The following is a 16,265-nucleotide window of genomic DNA, read 5'->3' as shown; positions in this document are numbered from 1 at the left end:
CCAAGACAACACCCCTGCCACCACTACCCGGTCATCCATGAACATAACGTCCACCAGGAGGTCACCGTGGCCAACGCTTCCGAGAGCGGATCCGGGGAGCACACCATCAGATCCCTGGACGATCAACGACGAAAGCACAGTCCCGACCAACCGCGACTTCGGGAGGCGCCGAAGCCCGTCGACGCACGTGAGGCTCGCCTGGTCGACGACGCACTCAACAGTCTGAACTCGCTCGAACACCAAGTGGGAACAAGGGCGTTGTATCTGGCGATCACTCAGGTTCACGATCACGAAAGTGACTTCATGGCGCGCGCACGCAGCGCTGTACCGGAGTTCGTCGACATCGCCCGTGAGTTGATGGAGGGCGTCGGAATGACGCTTCCTCCTCCAGGTCCGCGCAAGACTCCCATCCCACCCCAAGCAGCGAACACAACGTGACGATCTCCCATAACGGTGCACTGGCGTGTCCGGATCCGACTCCGCAGGAACGCCTGCTTGTCACCGCCGTCGTGCAGGGTGCCGAGTACGCGTGCAGCGCGCTCACCGTCGAAGATCTCGTCGAGATGACCGACCCCGCTCACGTGATCAGGGCCGATGTGATTCGGGACCTGCTCCTCGGGCGTCATGGGGAGCTCGACCCTCGCGGCGTGCGCGTGTCCGGGGCGCGGATCGTGGACAGACTCGACCTGGACCACGTCACCGCTGCGGCCGGTGTCGAGTTGCTCGGGTGTGTGATCACAGAACCGATCACCGCGGAGTACGCGGTGCTGCCGCGCCTGAACTTGCGCGGCAGCAGGACCACAGCCCTGCACGCCGACGGCCTACGGATCACCGGAGAGCTGATTCTCGAACGGGTCCGCGCCCGCTGGGACGGCGACAAGGGCACGATCAGGCTCATCCTCGCCCATATCGGCGGTCAACTCGACCTCAGCGACGCCGAGATCACCAACACAGGTGGAGCGGCCGTGCTCGCCGACCGCCTCCATGTCGAAGCCGACGTATTCCTGCGACGGACACACGCCTCGGGCGCAGGAACAATCGGTGCCGCCCGGCTGGTCAACGCACGGATCGGCGGCCAACTCGAATGCTCCGACACCAGAACCATCAACACCACGGGCCCCGCCGTGCTGGCCGACTCGATCCGCGTCGGCAACAACCTGAGCCTCATTGACGTGCAGGCGGCAGGCTCGGGTGACCTCGGCACGGTGCGGCTCGTGAACGCACGGGTCGGTGGACAACTCCAGTGGAGCGGCGGAAAGGTCGTCAACACCTCTGGTCCAGCCCTGATCGCCGACGGCATCCACGTTGATACGAGCATGGCCATCCGCGACTTGAACGCATCCGGATCCGACGCCAAAGGCACGGTGCAACTGCCTGCGGCCCGTGTCGACGGCCAGATCGGTTGGCCAACCGGGTCGTGGCCTCGGGTTCCGCCTGCTCCCTGGTGATCCGGATCCAGTTGCCACCCAGGTCGATGACCACGAATCCGGTGTAGCGGTCGTTGCGCAGCCGGGGTCGGGTCATCCGCGGGATGCCGGAGATGAGCAGCTTCCCGTGCGTCTTGCGCATGGCCGCCGCGAACTCCTCGAACAACGCGTGGATGTCCGGCACGACGACGATGCACGTGCTGTAGGACTGCGCCGGGTCGTAGTCGTCCAGGCCGAAGAAGTGCAGGTTGATGTCTTCTCGCCGCACCGCCAGGTACGGGTTCGGTCGCGTCTGCCGATAGGTCACCTCGAAGCCGAGCATCTCGTAGAACGACGCGATCTCGTCGATGGAAGGACAGGGCAGGGCCGGAATCGTCAGTTCGTTCGCCACCGCCCGAAGCTAAGCCCGATCCGGCCGAAACGACACGAACGTATTTGCTCAAGCGAATCGCGTCGCGACCTCGCCGAGCAGTTGCAACGCCACACCTGGCGATCCTGGCCTGAAGACGCAAGGGCAGGATCGCCGCAGCTCAGCAGCCTCGGTGCGGAAGTCCGGTCAGCCGCCGAACTCCTTGATCAGGTCCGCCTCGGAAGTCCGGAAGTCGTGCAGGACCTGGTCCGGATCGACCTGCGCCCAGATGGAAGGCGTCACGGAGATGTATCCGGACAGTGATTTGCTCACCCCGCCCGCCACGACCAGCGGGATCCGCGCGTGCAGGTTCTTCTGCCCTCTGAATTCCGGCCCATCGGCGACGCTGCTCGAGATCGAACTCCCGTCGACGTCCACCGGCCCCAGGGTGGCGAACCAGTTGTCCGACTCGGCGGCGGGACCGCCTCCGGTCGGGGAGCCCGGCGGATCCTCCAGGCTCACCTTGAAGGAAAGGCCGTAGGAAACGCCGGCACCCATGCCCAACTTCCCCGTGGTGGACCACATCGTCCCGTACTCGTTGTGGCCGACGCACGCCTCAAGGCCCGCGGCGAGCACCAATGCGGCCAGCACTCCACCGCAGACCCAGGTGGTGGGGACCTTGCCCTTCAGCTTGGGCGGGTTCTGCTTGGCCAGGAGTGCCGCCGACGCCCACCCGGATCCGAGGGTCTTGGCGACCCTGGCGCAGTCGGCGGCTGTCCTCGGCGGCGGACAATGCCTGGGTGGCGTCGCGCTGCTCTTCCCGCAGCCGCCACGTCCACCGCAGCCCGAGCGGCTTGTGCTGCCGCCTCCCCCGCTGTTGCCGCCGCCACCGTTGTTGCCGGCGGCAGGAGGGCCATGGCGGCCACCGGGCTTGTGGTCCACCGGTCCACCGGCGCATTGCGGACCCGGGTTGTTGCCGTAGCACGAGTCGGGGTTGTCCGGCGTGTCGCAGCCGTCGCACCACAAACCGGTGGGATCGGAGAAGGTGGTGGGGTTGTTGTTGCTGTAGGCGAATCCGTTCATCTGTTGCGAGTCCTGCGGGTTCATCACCGGGTCGACGGACAGGAACCTGCCCAGGTCGGCGTCGTACCCGCGGGCCCCGATGTGGGTCAGCCCCGTCGAGGGATCCTTCGTCCCGCCGACGAAGCCGCGCTCTCCCGGCCACGAGACCGCTGTGCCACGGGGGGCGCCATAAGGTGTCTGGCGTCGCCGCGTCACCGACAGGTTGGCGGTGTCCATCGCGACCTGTGCGGTGCCGTGGTGGTCTGCGCCCAGGTACAGCAGGGTGGTGCCGTCGTGCATGGCGATGGTCGCCGCACCATGGGTGTAGTACCGGGTGACGGTAGGCTTGGACCCGTCCCCAGGATGTCGGATCTCCTGCTTGCCGAGGTACAGGGTGGTCGCGGACGGGTCCTTGCGCAGCAACCGCGCACCGTCGGCCGTGTAGATGAACGACGTGCTCTTGCCGTTTTCGGTCACCGAGGCGAGGCGCCCTTCCCGGTCCCAGCCGAGCAGCTGGCCGACGCCGGCCTTCGTGCGGCGCGTGGTCTCCCCTGCCGCGTTGTACTCGTAGGTCTCAGTCGCGGTCGCGCTGGTCACCGATCGGACGGTGTGCGGCTGTGGCTGGTTCGCGTCGGGGTAGTTGTACGTGCGCTTGTCCGTTGTGGTTCGCGTGCGCCGGGACTCCTCCACTCTGTTGCCGCCGACGCCGTGCCGATAGGAGTGCCAGTACGGCGCAGCGCCATCGGCCACGACCGGCTCGGCGGTACAGCCTCCGTTGCGCGCGCCGTCCCCTTCCCACCAGTCGGTCGTCGCCGCGGTCCACGCCTCGGTCAACCGGCGTAGGGAGTCGTAGCGGAAGCACTGCACGTCCGCCGGCGCGTCCCTGGTCAGGTCGGCCATCGAGGTGATGTTGCCCGCGTCGTCGTAGGTGTAGTGCACGTCGGACTGCATCGGCTTCGGCAGTTCCGCGTCCACGACGGTTCGGCTGTGCCGCCTGGTGTTCGTCTCGTAGTAGAACGACTGCCACGCCCGCGTACCGCCCGCGCCCTGTTCGATGCGCTGGACCTCGCCGTAACGGGTGTAGGTCGTGCCGGCGACCAGCAGGGCGCCCGCACCGGTCCTCGTCGAACTCGCCCTGCCCCAGTCGTCGAGGCTGTAGGTGACCGTCTGCTCGCCGACCTGTGCCGCCACGACTCTCGGGTAGGTCTCGTTGGTGAGGCTGCCGTCCCTGCCGTACTGGAAGTTGAAGTCGTACTTCCCGGCGAGCGCACCTTCGGAGGAGGGGATGGTGATCGACGCGTACAGCGGCTTGTTCAAGGCCGTGTAGCTGTCCACGGCCGTCGTGTAGGCGTTTCCGTCCACGTACCTGGTGGTCGACGCCGGCAACCCCTTGCCGGAGTTGGCGGTGTCGTACGTCCACTCCGCGAGCTTCTTGCCCGTCCGGGAGTCCTCGTGCAGCGCGGTCTTGCGGCCGAGGGCGTCGTGCACGTGGAAGAGCACCCTGTTGAGCGCGTCCTTGGTCGAGGTCAGCCGACCGGCGTCGTCGTAGGTCATCGTCCGCGTACCCGAATCCGGATCCTCCGCCCGGACCTGACGTCGACGCAGGTCGTGCTCGTAACGCCAGACGGCTCCGTCCGGGGCCGTCACCTCGGCGAGGTCACCGGCCTTCGTGTACTCGTACCGGGTAGCGTCGAAGTCCCCTTCGGGTTCACCACCGCGGTACGTCCGCAGCTCTGTGGTCCGACCGAGGGCGTCGGTGATCGCGGTGGTCGCTGTGCCGCCTGCCGGTGGCGTGACGTGCACCCGGTCACCGTCGTAACTCGTGAGCTTCCTCCACCGGTCGAACGCGCCGGACTGGTGGATCGACTCCGTCTCCCGCCCGGCACCGTCGTACCTGGTCCTGGTCAGTCCGGGCACCTCGGCGTCAGCCGCGAGCCACAGGGTGGTGTCCACGGCACCGGCGTTGAAGTACGGTTGCGTCTCCTTGTACACCCGGCCGTGCGAGTCGTACCTGGTGTCGGTGATCAGCCGCCCGTCGTCCGTCGGGACTTCGGGTCGGCCCGGCTCGCGGCGGATCCCCACTCCCGGTTTCTGGGTCTGCCGGGGTCGCAGGAGCCCGTCGTAGACCTCGTTGCTGGTGACGAAGACGCCGTTCGGTCCCACCTTGCCGGTGGTGACCACCACGGGCTTGTCCCGCGCGATCCGGTAGCCGAACTTCACGCTGCCCTCGGGGTTGGACGACCTGGGCCGGTTGGGCAGCCACACCTGGGTCGTGCGCCCCAACGGGTCGTATGCGGTTTCCGTCACCCTGTTGTTGGAATCCGTGACCTTGACGGGCTTGCCCGACGCGGGCTCGTACGCGGTTCTCGTGACGAGCCCGGTCGGCCCGGTGTGGGTCACCTCGGTGACCGGCCCGCCTTCGGCTGGTGCGTAGGCGCTCCTGTCCACGTTGCCCAGCGCGTCGGTGGTCTCGACAGTCCGGCCGTGCTTGTCGCTCAGCACGGTCTTGGTGGTGACGTACACCGGCCCGGCCGCCGGGCGTTCGCCGGCGACGTCCACCCGGGCCGGGTTCCCCCTGCTGTCGTAGGAGAGCTTGAGGTCTGAGACGGCATCGCGGGGGAAGGTGGGGGTGGTTCCGCAGTTGACGGACACCGTCTCGACCCGGCTGCGGAGGTCGAGCTGCCACGTCGTGGTGTCGGGCGCGTACGTGTTCCGCACGCAACGGTCATCCTCTGCCGTGGTGACGTCGCCGAAGTCGTCCACGGTGGTCGGCAAGCCGTGGGCGACGTCGTCGTCGTACCGGGTCACGGTCCTGGTCTCGCGGAACCCACCCGACTTCAGGGTGACGAGCCGGCGTTCGACCTCGGGGCGCACCATGTACGCGTGGAACTCGCCGCGGCTGGCCGTGGGCCCCTTCCACATCGGGTGGCTGACCGTCCTGCTCACCACCGGTGGTGCGGGCGCCGTCGACGGCGCTTCGCTCTCGAACGTCGTGTTCTCGAAAGCGAAGCCGCTCAACCAGTCGTGGTCGTCCCGGGCGCTCTGGCCGTCGTTCACCGAGTCGGACACCCGCACCGATCGCCTGCCGCCGTTGGGCAGCCGGTCGTTGTGCATGCCGCGGTAGAAGCGTTGCTCGGACATGGTCCGGGGGCTGCCGCCGGGATCGTCGACCGATCCGGTGCGGGTCCTGACGCGTCCGAAGCCGCGGAAGTCGTTCCAGGTCTTCTTGTCGTCCTTCGTGAACTCGGACATGTTCCAGTGCCACGCCGCGCCGTCCAGGTACTCGTACCGGGTCACGTGTGCCGCGCTGCTCGCCAGCATGTCGGTTCGGATCACCGATGACACCACGTACTTGTGGAAGTAGTCGGTGCGCGGTTCGTGGCCCGGCGGTGCCCAGCGGACCGGGTAGCACCGCATCGTGTTGGCCTCCGGGGCGGCGGGCATCGACTGACCTGCCTTGCAGTCCGGTGCTTGGTAGTCGATCGAGGTGACCCCACCGGTTTCGGAGATGATGCCGGTGATCCGGTAGCGGTTCAGCGGCGCGTAGCCGTCGTTGTCCCCGTCGACGCGGTTGGGGTACAACGTCCCTTCGAAGGTGACCGGTGGCAGGTCCGCCGAACCGGCGACCAGACCGGTGTGCGTGATGCCCTTCAGCCAGAGCGCCGCGGATTCGCGCTGCTCGGTGCCGATGTCCCCGGTGCCGGGGAACTGCTGGTCGAGCGTCCAGCGGTCGACCGGCTCGTAGGACGAATCGCGCCAGACCGTCGTGGTGACACCCGCCAGCCGTTTCGTGGTCCAGAACGTCGGTGAGTGCTCGGTGCAGGTCGCCCCGGTGCAGGACAGCTTCAGCGGCGTATCCGGCCAGTTCCGGCGCTGGGCCGGCGCACAGTCGCTGTCGCGGACGCACCGGTCGGCGAGGGTGAAGTCGACGCGCCCGGTCGCCGGGCCCGCGACCGACTCGTGGAGCCCGTAGTCGATGTGGTGCAACGAGCCACCGCGGACGTAGGACACCGCGCTGTCCTTCTCGTTCATCCCGTAGGAGTTCGTCTCGGTCGTGTAGTAGTACCGGATCACGTTGCCGTTGCGGTCGACGATCTTGTCCAGGTTCCACCGCCAGGCCTGCACGCAGTGCGAGGAACCGAACGAGCCGGGCCGGTTGCACGGCTCCCCCGCGTCGTCGCCGTACACCGGAACGGTCCAGGTCGAGTGGGCATCGGTCGCGGACCCGAACCAGTACTGGGTGCCGTCGGTCGCTGTGATGCGCCAGTGCTCACCGTTGTCGTCACCGTTGCCCAGGCCGGTGAACCGCTCGATGCGCGAGCCGTCGTCACTCTTCGCGCGCCACGACGTACCGTTGTGGATCAGCGTTCCGCCGCCTCCGTCGTACGCGGCTGTGGCGTTGTCGCTGCGCCAGCACAGGTCGCCGGTCTTCGAGTCGTCGTCGGCGCAGGTCCCGTAGGTGCGCTCGATGTACCCCGGCCACAGGTCCCAGCCGTCCCCGATCCACGACGGCTGGTTGTTGGTCTCACTGGTGTGCCCGTCCACGGCGGACGACCGGTATGACAGGGCCAGCGACGGTTCCAGCCCACCTGGTGCCGGTGGCACCCTCAGCGGGTACGACCAGGTGAAGTCACCGGTGTTCAGCGAGACGTCCCAGGTCGACGAGGGTGACAGGGACGTTGCGGTCGGCTTCCCGGAACCGGCGGTTTGCCCGACTTCCTGCTGGTCACCGCTCAGCGACCGGCGTGAGGCCTCGTCCTCGCCGCGCGGAACGCGGGTCTGCTCGCTGACCGCCACCGAGCCGGTCTCCGGCAGCGGGACAGACGGTCCGCTCGCGGCCTGGGCGGCGGACGAGGTGACCGTCACGGTCACCAGCGGTGCGACCAGGGCGATCACCAAGCCGCGGAAGGTCCACTGTCGTCTCATGAAGTCACCGCCGGGTAGGAGTCGCGGAGTGCCTTGAGCCGCTCGGTGGACAGTGTCCCGGTGTAGAGCCGGACATCGTCCACGCCGCCCGGCCAGAACCCGGACGCCGTCGCGTCGGGAGCGGCCACCGCCCGCCCGATCTGCAACGCGCCCTCGCCCTGCCAGGGCTGGATCAGCCTGCCGGTGTCCTGGTCGGGCTCACTCAGCGGATCGTCGCTGTGGACGTACAAGTCGATCTGTCCCGAGCCCGCGTCGTACACGCCGACGAGCAGCACCCAGTTGTCGAACTGGCTCGGCCGCACCGAGACCGCGGCTTTGGTGACGGTCCCGTTCGCCTCGGGCAACTCGAAGATCCACTTGCCGCTGCCCTGCGCCTGGTCCTGGTCGATCCGGTGACCGAGGCGGAACTTCACCGGCGCCTTGCCGTCCCGGGCGCCGGACAGGCTGACCGCGTCACGGGTGCACTCCGACTCACAAGGGCCGGGCCTGGTCAGGTTCACCCACGAGGACACCGTGAAACTCTGATCGGTGCGCAGGTCGACGCCGGTCGCGCTGACCGCGTCATCCGTGCCGTCCAGCCGGATCGACCGGCCCGCGCGGCCAGGACCGTAGCCGGCCCCTCCGAGCAACGCGCCGCCCTGGGCGCCGATCGAGTCGGCTGGGTTGTCGTTCAGCTTCCAGTTGTGCACGAGGGCCAGGTCGCGCCCCGCCATCACGCGGATCTCGTCGGCGAACAACGCACGGCTGTGCATTTGCACGTCGTCGATCGCGCCGACGAACCTGTCGCGAGCCGTCCCTCGCGACTTGGCCTGGCCGACTTGCAACTTGCCGTCGTTGTGCTGAGGCAGGGTGAGTTTCGCCGTGGCGACCAGCGCGCCGTTGACGTGGAGTTCGAGCTGCTGCCGCTGCTTGTTGTGGACACCGGTGACCTGCGTCCACACGCCGGGCTGCACGTCGCCAGCGACGGCGGACGCATCGGCGGCGGACAGCTGCCACTTGCCGTCCCGGTTCGCGGACAGCGAGAACGCCGGGACGGTGTCAAAGGCTTGCGACACGATCGTGCAGGTGCAATCCCTGCCCGCGTCCGGCCGGACCCACGCGGACACCGAGTAGCTCTCCAGCGGGTTGACCGCGTTCGGCGCCTCGACACCGTTGGTCCCGGTGAGCCGCAACGCCTGGTCGGCCGAGTCGGAGTTCTCGCTCTGCCCTTCGGTGTACGCCGCCGTCCCGTTCCACGTGCCCGTGAGGCCACGGCCCGAGGAGTCGTTCAGGTTCCCGTCCAGCCGCCACGAACCCGCCGACACCCGGCTCTGGCTGACCACGCCCTTGATGTCGTCGGCCGACAGCACCCGGCTGTAGGTTCGGACCTCGTCGACCGCGCCCGGCCAGAAGTCGGCCTCGGCGCCGTTGAACTTGCCCCGGCCGACCACCGCCCGGCCCGTGGCGTTCCACTCGGTGCCCGGGTAGAGGAAGCGCTCGTCATTGCCCGGCTCACCGTTGACGTAGATCCGCATCTCCTTGGTCGACCCGTCGTAGACACCGGTCAGGTGCACCCAGTCGTTGACGACGGGTGTCTGTTTCGCACTGACGCCGTGCCACCTCAACGTGGGGCCGTCGGCGATGTCGGCGGAGAACTTCAGGAAGACCCACTTCTGGCTGTCGCCGTGGTACTGCAGGTAGTAGCCGCTGGTGAAGGCGCCGTCCTGGCTCACCGCGGTCATCGACCTGCCGGCGGCGACGAACCGGTCCGCCTTCACCCAGGCGGAGATCGAGAAGCTCCGGTCGGTGCGCACCGCCGGGCCACCGGTCACCACCTGGTCGTCGGTGCCGTCGAACCGCACCGCACGACCGAGATCTCCGTTGTCCACGAAGGTCGCACCGTTGACGAGTGCGCCGTCGCTCGCTCCCGCGACCTCGTTGCGTGCCTTGGTGTTCGATTGACCGCCCGGCGCGGGCTCGTCGTCGAACTTCAGGTGCCCGGTGCGGACGTCGTCCCGACTCACCTTGGCGCTGACCTCGGCATCGGACAGCGCCCGGTCGAAGACCTGCACCTCGTCGATCGCACCGGACCACGGGTGCGACTGGCTGCCGGCCCACTGGAGCCTGCCGACCGCCACCCGGCCGCCGGACTGCCACGGAACCCATCCCGGCGGCGTGGTCTTCTTCCCGATCAGCACACCGTCCGCGTACAGCCTGGTTTCGGCGGCGTTGCGGTCGAACACCCCGGTCAGGTGGGTCCATCGGCCTTGTTGCGGCTGGTGTGCCGGTGCCGAGCCCTCGGTGACGACTCCGGCCCCGGGATTCGCGGTGTCCCCGCCGGGAAGCCAGAACGCCCACTTCGGGCCTTGGCCGTCGTCCCGGTAGTGCAGCAACCAGCCGCTGTAACCGGTCTGGTCGTTGTCCTGGCTGACGACGCCCATGGGGCGATCGGGCATCACGTCCGGGCGGGCCCATGCGGACACCGAGAAGCTGGTGTCCGTGCGCGTCACGTTTCGGGCGGTCATGGCACTTCCGTTGGCGCCGTCCAACAACAACGCGGTGCCGACCGCGCCCGACGTGTAGGAGGCACCACCGCTCAGTTCCCCGTGCCGGTCGCCCAGGTACGCGTTGTCCTTGGCATTGCCCTCGAACGACCACTGGCCGAGCGCTCCGTCACCGGCACGCACGTAGACCCCGTGGGTCCGCGCGGGGCTCTTGTTCCCGGCCCGGTCGACGCTTTGCACGAACAACGTCTGCGGACCGTCGGCGGACGGGGCGATTGTCGCGAAGGCCGGGCCGCCCAGCGCGGTGGCATCGGCCCGTGTCGTCGGCGGGTCCTGCCACCCGTGCAGGTAGTGGTCGATGTCGCCGACACCGTTGCTGCCGAAGGTGAAGACGTCCGACACCCCGACACCACCGTGCCAGTTGTTGTCCTGGGTGTGGATCCTGGACTCCACGGTCGGCGCGACCGTCACGGGTGTCCGGTCGACCGCGAACACCGGGCCGTGGCTCGCGCCGCTCGACGCCGGGGTGTCGTCCTCGGCGTGCAGCCACCAGTTGATCCGCAGCCCGTCCTTGTCGGCGAGCGGAACAGCACGGCTCACCGGGACACCGGACGGAACCCAGTCGCCGTCCGAGGTCTCTTCGGCCCGTCCTTCCGGACGGATCCGCCACTTGGGCCTGACGCGCTCGTGGTCGGGGTCCGACAGCGTGGCGATCAGGCGGATGTCCTGGTTGGAGATGTGCGGGATCCCTGCGCACCACTGGCACGGCTGCGGTAGCGGCGGATCGGTGCGCAGGTCTTGGGGCAGATCGGGGACGCGGTTCCACTTGATCACGATCCGCGTCTCGGCCGACGCGTACTTCCGCCACGCGGTCTGGTCGTTGGGGTCCGAGGCGTGCAGGTAGTACGTGGACGCACCGCCCACGTTCAGCATTCCGCGGATGTCCAGCTCGACCCCGTGCGCACCGTTGCAGGAGTTCGGGGCGGCGAACTCGATCCGCTGGTTCGGGTTCTCCGGTTTGTTGTTCCAGGTCGTGCCGTCGCCGATGGCGTGGTGGACCAGCCGCAGCTGGTGGTTGCGGATCTCGCAGTTCGGGCTGTACATCACCGTGCTGTAGAACTTCGCCTCGAGGATGTCCTTGCCGCTGAGCAGGCCGGTGTCGTGGAACGAGAAGTAAGCGCGGGCCTCACCGATGCCGTTGCACTCGCCGCGTCCGTTCCAGCACTGCCCGACCTGGGCCCAGTCGGGATGAGTGGCGTCGGCGCTCCTCCTGTTGTACGCCTGGTCGCGGAAGCGGTCCCCGGACAGCACCGTCGCCCAGTAGTTGTGCGCGTGGGGGAAGTAGGCCGGATCCACGGTGACCGGGTACGCGGTCGACTCGTCGGCCAGGAACGCCCGGTCCGGAACCAGCGTCAGCACGTCCCCGGCGACCTCGACGCCGACGTTCTCGACTCGACCCTTCGAGTCCCACATCGTCGAGGGCGCCGAGCTGAGCACGGTCGCGCCCTTCTCGTCTACCGCCTTCAACGCACCGGAGTCGTCCGCCGTGACGCGCAGCCCCTTGACCGCCACCCGCAACCGCACGCGGGCCAACGCCGGGTTCTTCGCGGCCTCGGCGGTCTTCACCACCAGCAACTGCTGGTACCCGCCCGACTCCACGCGCATCACCAGGTCGATCCCCGGCAGGACCTCGGCGTAGGTCGCGGCGGTTCCCGACAACACCGGTTCCGGCAGCGCAGTGGGCCAGTACAGCGCCAACTCGTTGGCACCGGCAACGATCGTGATCAACGGCTTGGAACCGCCACCGGACAGGACCACGTCCTCGGCGACCGCCTTGGACGCCACCGACCCGTCCGCGCGCACCGCCAGCGTCCGGTCCAACGGCACCCAGGCCTGCTCGCGCTGGAACCTCATCGGAGTCGCGGCCAGCTCCGTGGTACGGGTGCCATCCGGTTCGGCGTACACGGTCGAGGTCGCGGTCCGCTGATCCACCACCTCGACCCTGGTGCCCTGACGTGCCGCGGCCACGGCGGCCGCCGATTCGTCCGGAGCCTGCCGAACAGCCACCGGATGTCGTTCCGCACCGCCCTCTCCGCCGCTCACCGCCCACGCCTCGGACGACGCGGACGACATCGCGAGGAAAACGGACACAAGCAACAGGAAAAGGCGCGCGCTGAATCCACGCGCCCGCCATTGGCGCACCATGACTGAAGCCCCCCGGTCTCTGACGTCTCCCCGACCTACCCGGTCACGATTCCGCGGCGCTTCTCGCGTCCGGCGGCTCTTGACACCCCTTCACGACGAGACGCTAACGGGATTACCTGGCGATCGCTTGGACAAATGTCAGCACTCCGCCGGCCCAGCGGGTACTAGCATCGATCACGGGCAGCACGTCGCGTACTCAGGGGGATACGTGCACACAGAGCCAGAGCCCATGCGCCGTACTGGCGATACGTCCTTCGTGCTGCGCCTGCCACGTCCGGCGCTGGCCGGCCACGTCCTGGCCTATGGTGGGTACAGCCGCACGTGGACCGAGCCGACCACGTGCAGGATGACGGCGCTCGGCTCGGTCACGTTGATCATCGACATCGACACCTCCGTCACGCGCGCGATCGACGGGACACCGGCGGCCTCCGTCCCCTCACCCGTCAGGGGGCTCAGCGACCAGCCGACGAGCTACGAACAGACCGGCCGGGAAACAGCTGTCATCGTGGAGTTGTCGCCGCATGGCGCCAAGGCCCTGTTCGGCCTCCCCCTGAAGGAGATCGCCAACACCGACGTCAGCCTCCACGAGCTGCTCGGCCCGCGAGCCCGACGGTTGTCGGAACAGCTCGCCGAGGCCGGCACCTGGTCCGAACGGCTGCGGATCCTCGACGAGCGGCTCACCACCTGGATCTCCGATGGCCCAGCGCTCGCCACACCACTTCAAGGTGCCTGGCGTCAACTCATCACGTCGGCCGGGCGGGCGAGGATCGACGCCGTGGCCGACCAGATCGGGTGGTCGCGCCAGCACCTCAACGCCCGCTTCCGCGAACAGGTCGGGCTGCCTGCCAAAACAATCGCCCGCATCGCCCGCCTCCACAAAGCGATCGACCTCGCCACTCGACCGAATCCACCGCTGTGGTCCCACATCGCGGCGGCGTGCGGATATACTGACCAGTCGCACCTGAACCGCGACTTCCGCGCACTCACCGGCCACAACCCGACGGAACTGATCACCTCCGTCAGCCAGGGAAGCACTTACCTGGGCGCCTGGGTCGGTACTCGACTTGTCGCGCCGAGCTCGGCCCCGATCCTGCGGTGACGCTGCGCACGACGTCCGGACCGGTGACGAACACCCGGCCCGTGGGGTGCCATCACGACCAGGTCGGTCAGCGCACGGCCACGATGTGGTCCGCCCGTCCAGTCCGAGCGCACGACCGGCCCGGTCACCGCGCCCCTGGCCGGTTGGCAAGTCGATCAACAGCGCCCCCTCGGCGCGATCACCCGATCCGGCTCAACGCGTGCGCGCGGTGGCGGATACGACCAGTTCCGCCAGTGCGGGCTTGGCTTGCGGGGCGATCACCGCCGACTCCAGTGCGATCAGGGCCCGCCGCGCGCGGTCGGCGATGAGTTGCTCCACGCGTGTGACGGCACCTGTTGGGTGCCAGAAGTCGGCCACGTGGTCCGACCTGTGTTTAAGGCGTGCGCACCGGTCCGGCTCGTTGATGATGACGTCTTCGGCGTGCCGGATGCAGCCCCACGCGGAGTCGCCCCACGGATCGGCGACCTTGACCTCGCGGGGTTGTCGCAGGGGCTCGACAAGCCGTATGCGACGAGTGGACGCGATCCCGTCCAGCACCGGCGTCCTGATGTCCATCAGGATCACGTCGGGGCGGATCTCGCCCGCCAGCGCGACAGCTTCGGCACCATCAGCGGACTCGCCGACCACCTCGCCCCCCGGCGCGGCGGTGAACAGGGCCACGAGCCCACGTCGGAACAGCGCCTGGTCGTCGACGACGAGTATGCGAAATCATGTTCCGTCCTCGGTGATCGGCATACGCAGGTTCATGGCGAAGCCGCAGTGCTCCCGGGCCGGCAGTGAGGGCGCCGCCGTAGAGCTACTGGCGCGGTACCGCGAGGACGTCCTGGAGCACGTCCTGCATCGTGACGCGGGCCAACTCGGCTCTCAGCGTCTCCTCGATGCCCCCATAGATGCCCTGCATCGCCGGCCGGATGCCGTAGCCCACCACGCACTCCTGGTCCGGGGTGGCGCGGTGCATCGCGAACAGCGGGCCGGGCTCCACCGCGTCGTACACGTCGAGCAGGGTGATCGACTCCAGCTCGCGTGCCAGCGCCCAGCCGGCGCCCGCGCCACGCCGGGACTCCACGAGCCCCGCCCTGCGCAGCTCGCCGAGCAGCCGCCTGATCACCACGGGGTTGGTGTTCGCGCTGCCCGCGATCTGCTCGGACGTGGCCACGTCATGGCCGCGACGCTGGTAGAGGCCGATCCAGGCCAGCGCGTGCGCGGCGATGGTCAACCTGCTGTTGGCGCTCACGAAGCCCTCCTCTCGGCCGTAACACGCCATGTTACGGCCGCTCTGTCGTAACAGCAACAGTTGCGACAGTGAGTCGTAACGATTAGTGTTACGACCACTGAAGGATCGAACAGCGAGGTGGGAACAATGAACGAGCCGCTCACCGGCAAGGTCGCCCTGGTCACCGGAGGGTCCCGCGGACTGGGTGCCGCCACCGTCAGGCTCTTGGCCGAGCAGGGCGCCGACGTCGGGTTCACCTACGTCAACTCGGAGAAGCTGGCACAGGCCGTGGTCGACGAGGTGCGCGCCACGGGCGCGAAGGTCGCGGCCTTCCGGTCCGACCAGGCGGACCCGAGCGGGGCACCGGCGCTGATCGACGCGGTGGTCGCGCAGTTCGGCGGCCTGGACATCCTCGTCAACAACGCGGCGATCGGCGTGGCGGGCACGGTGGACGACCCGGACGCCGACACCGCCGCGCTGGATCGCATGCACGCCACGAACTACCTCGGCGTGATCGCGATCATCCGGGCCGCCTCCCGGGTGCTACGCGCCGACGGCCGCATCATCACGGTGAGCTCGGGACTGGGCTCCCGGGTCGGCGTCCCCGGCAACGCCGACTACGCCGCGACCAAGTCGGGGATCGAGCGGTACACCATGGGCGCCGCTCGCGACCTCGCACCCCGAGGCATCACGGCCAACGTGGTGGAAGCCGGACTGATGGAGGGCGGGATCGAAGCACCCGACCCCGAGACCCTCAAGACGCTGCTCGGCTCGCTGTCACTGCAGCGCATGGGTCATCCGCGGGAGATGGCCGCCGCGATCGCCTTCCTGGCGAGCCCCGCCGCCTCGTACGTCACGGGCGCGGTGCTGGACGCCCACGGCGGCTACAACGCCTGACCCGAAGGTTCCCGTGGGCGGGCCATCACTGCCGTAGGCAGAAGCCGGGTTTCCCGGCGGCACCGCCCGGCGGACGGTTGTGGCGCATCCGGACCTCGGGAGGAACGCCCACAGTGGACCCGAGATCGTTCGTCGTCAACGGCCGGACCCACGTTATGCCGGCCGCGCCGGTCGTCCTGATCTGCTTCGATCCTGCGGCTTACCGGAATATCCGGATGGCGGCGTAGCTGGTGTGGCCGGCGTGAGCTTGGTCCGCCGGCAGCGTCCATACCCGGCACGGTAGGGGCCGGGGCGGCCGTCGAACCAGGCTCTTGCGACACCAGCGCGCAGCATGGCGTCGGTGGGGTTGCGTGGTCCGGCGGTGAGCGTCGATCTCGATCCGCCCCCTCGCGGGCAGGCCGTGCTGCTCGTGCGGCAGCGTCTCAGGAGGTCTCCGAACGGCGCCACGGTTCAGCGAATGCCCGATCAATCCCGGGGCCCCGCAGCACCAGTCTCGGACCCCTGGCTCTGCCTCCGGCCCGCAGGGCCATCACGGTGCTACCACCACGGGGGTAGCCGGGGAACCCGTCCGAGGGGGACGACCGGAGCCGCTTCCAGCAGTAGC

Annotated in this window: 8 protein-coding genes; 4 read left to right on the top strand and 4 right to left on the bottom strand. The window is 68.6% G+C overall.

Annotated elements, in window-relative coordinates:
- The first annotated feature begins 66 nt into the window (after positions 1–66).
- Together B0I31_RS39900 and B0I31_RS39895 are read left to right on the top strand one after the other, a co-directional pair.
- On the top strand, positions 67–438 hold the full coding sequence (locus B0I31_RS39900; RefSeq protein ID WP_146173730.1) for a hypothetical protein: 372 nt from the start codon (positions 67–69) through the stop codon (positions 436–438).
- On the top strand, positions 435–1,448 hold the full coding sequence (locus B0I31_RS39895) for a hypothetical protein (RefSeq protein ID WP_146173729.1): 1,014 nt from the start codon (positions 435–437) through the stop codon (positions 1,446–1,448). Before B0I31_RS39900 ends, B0I31_RS39895 begins: the two co-directional genes overlap by 4 nt.
- A gap of 535 nt (positions 1,449–1,983) precedes the next feature.
- Here B0I31_RS39895 and B0I31_RS04815 read toward each other — a convergent pair.
- Together B0I31_RS04815 and B0I31_RS04810 are read right to left on the bottom strand one after the other, a co-directional pair.
- A complete protein-coding gene (locus B0I31_RS04815) occupies positions 1,984–7,764 on the bottom strand; it encodes an RHS repeat-associated core domain-containing protein (RefSeq protein ID WP_106614111.1) in 5,781 nt (1,926 codons plus the stop codon).
- The gene (locus B0I31_RS04810; RefSeq protein ID WP_146173728.1) at positions 7,761–12,398 is read right to left on the bottom strand and encodes a LamG-like jellyroll fold domain-containing protein; all 4,638 of its coding nucleotides are present in this window, start codon (positions 12,396–12,398) and stop codon (positions 7,761–7,763) included. The genes B0I31_RS04815 and B0I31_RS04810 overlap by 4 nt, the downstream gene beginning before the upstream one ends.
- Before the next feature lie 283 nt (positions 12,399–12,681).
- On the opposite strand from B0I31_RS04810, the gene B0I31_RS04805 reads away from it, so the two are divergent.
- Complete coding sequence (locus B0I31_RS04805; protein ID WP_181319993.1) at positions 12,682–13,551, top strand: helix-turn-helix transcriptional regulator; 870 nt, start codon at positions 12,682–12,684, stop codon at positions 13,549–13,551.
- A 192-nt stretch (positions 13,552–13,743) separates the two neighbouring features.
- Here the strand turns inward: B0I31_RS04805 and B0I31_RS04800 are convergent, their stop codons facing one another.
- Together B0I31_RS04800 and B0I31_RS04795 are read right to left on the bottom strand one after the other, a co-directional pair.
- On the bottom strand, positions 13,744–14,253 hold the full coding sequence (locus B0I31_RS04800; protein WP_106614108.1) for a response regulator: 510 nt from the start codon (positions 14,251–14,253) through the stop codon (positions 13,744–13,746).
- Between the two features lie 94 nt (positions 14,254–14,347).
- Positions 14,348–14,785: an Rrf2 family transcriptional regulator gene (locus tag B0I31_RS04795; RefSeq protein WP_106614107.1), complete on the bottom strand. Its 438-nt coding sequence runs from the start codon at positions 14,783–14,785 to the stop codon at positions 14,348–14,350.
- A 126-nt stretch (positions 14,786–14,911) separates the two neighbouring features.
- On the opposite strand from B0I31_RS04795, the gene B0I31_RS04790 reads away from it, so the two are divergent.
- Entirely contained in the window at positions 14,912–15,661 is a 750-nt protein-coding gene (locus B0I31_RS04790; protein WP_106614106.1) for an SDR family NAD(P)-dependent oxidoreductase, read from the top strand.
- Positions 15,662–16,265 lie beyond the last annotated feature (604 nt).

Origin of the sequence: Saccharothrix carnea, from assembly GCF_003014735.1 — a bacterium.
Taxonomy (GTDB): domain Bacteria; phylum Actinomycetota; class Actinomycetes; order Mycobacteriales; family Pseudonocardiaceae; genus Actinosynnema; species Actinosynnema carneum.
Note: the sequence above shows the minus strand (reverse complement) of the source record. Positions and strands in the feature narration are given on the sequence as shown.

Coding starts and splice junctions, on each gene's coding strand:
- B0I31_RS04790 (WP_106614106.1), top strand. CDS start 14,912: ATGAACGAGCCGCTCACCGGCAAGGTCGCCCTGGTCACCGGAGGGTCC.
- B0I31_RS04815 (WP_106614111.1), bottom strand. CDS start 7,764: ATGAGACGACAGTGGACCTTCCGCGGCTTGGTGATCGCCCTGGTCGCA.
- B0I31_RS04805 (WP_181319993.1), top strand. CDS start 12,682: ATGCGCCGTACTGGCGATACGTCCTTCGTGCTGCGCCTGCCACGTCCG.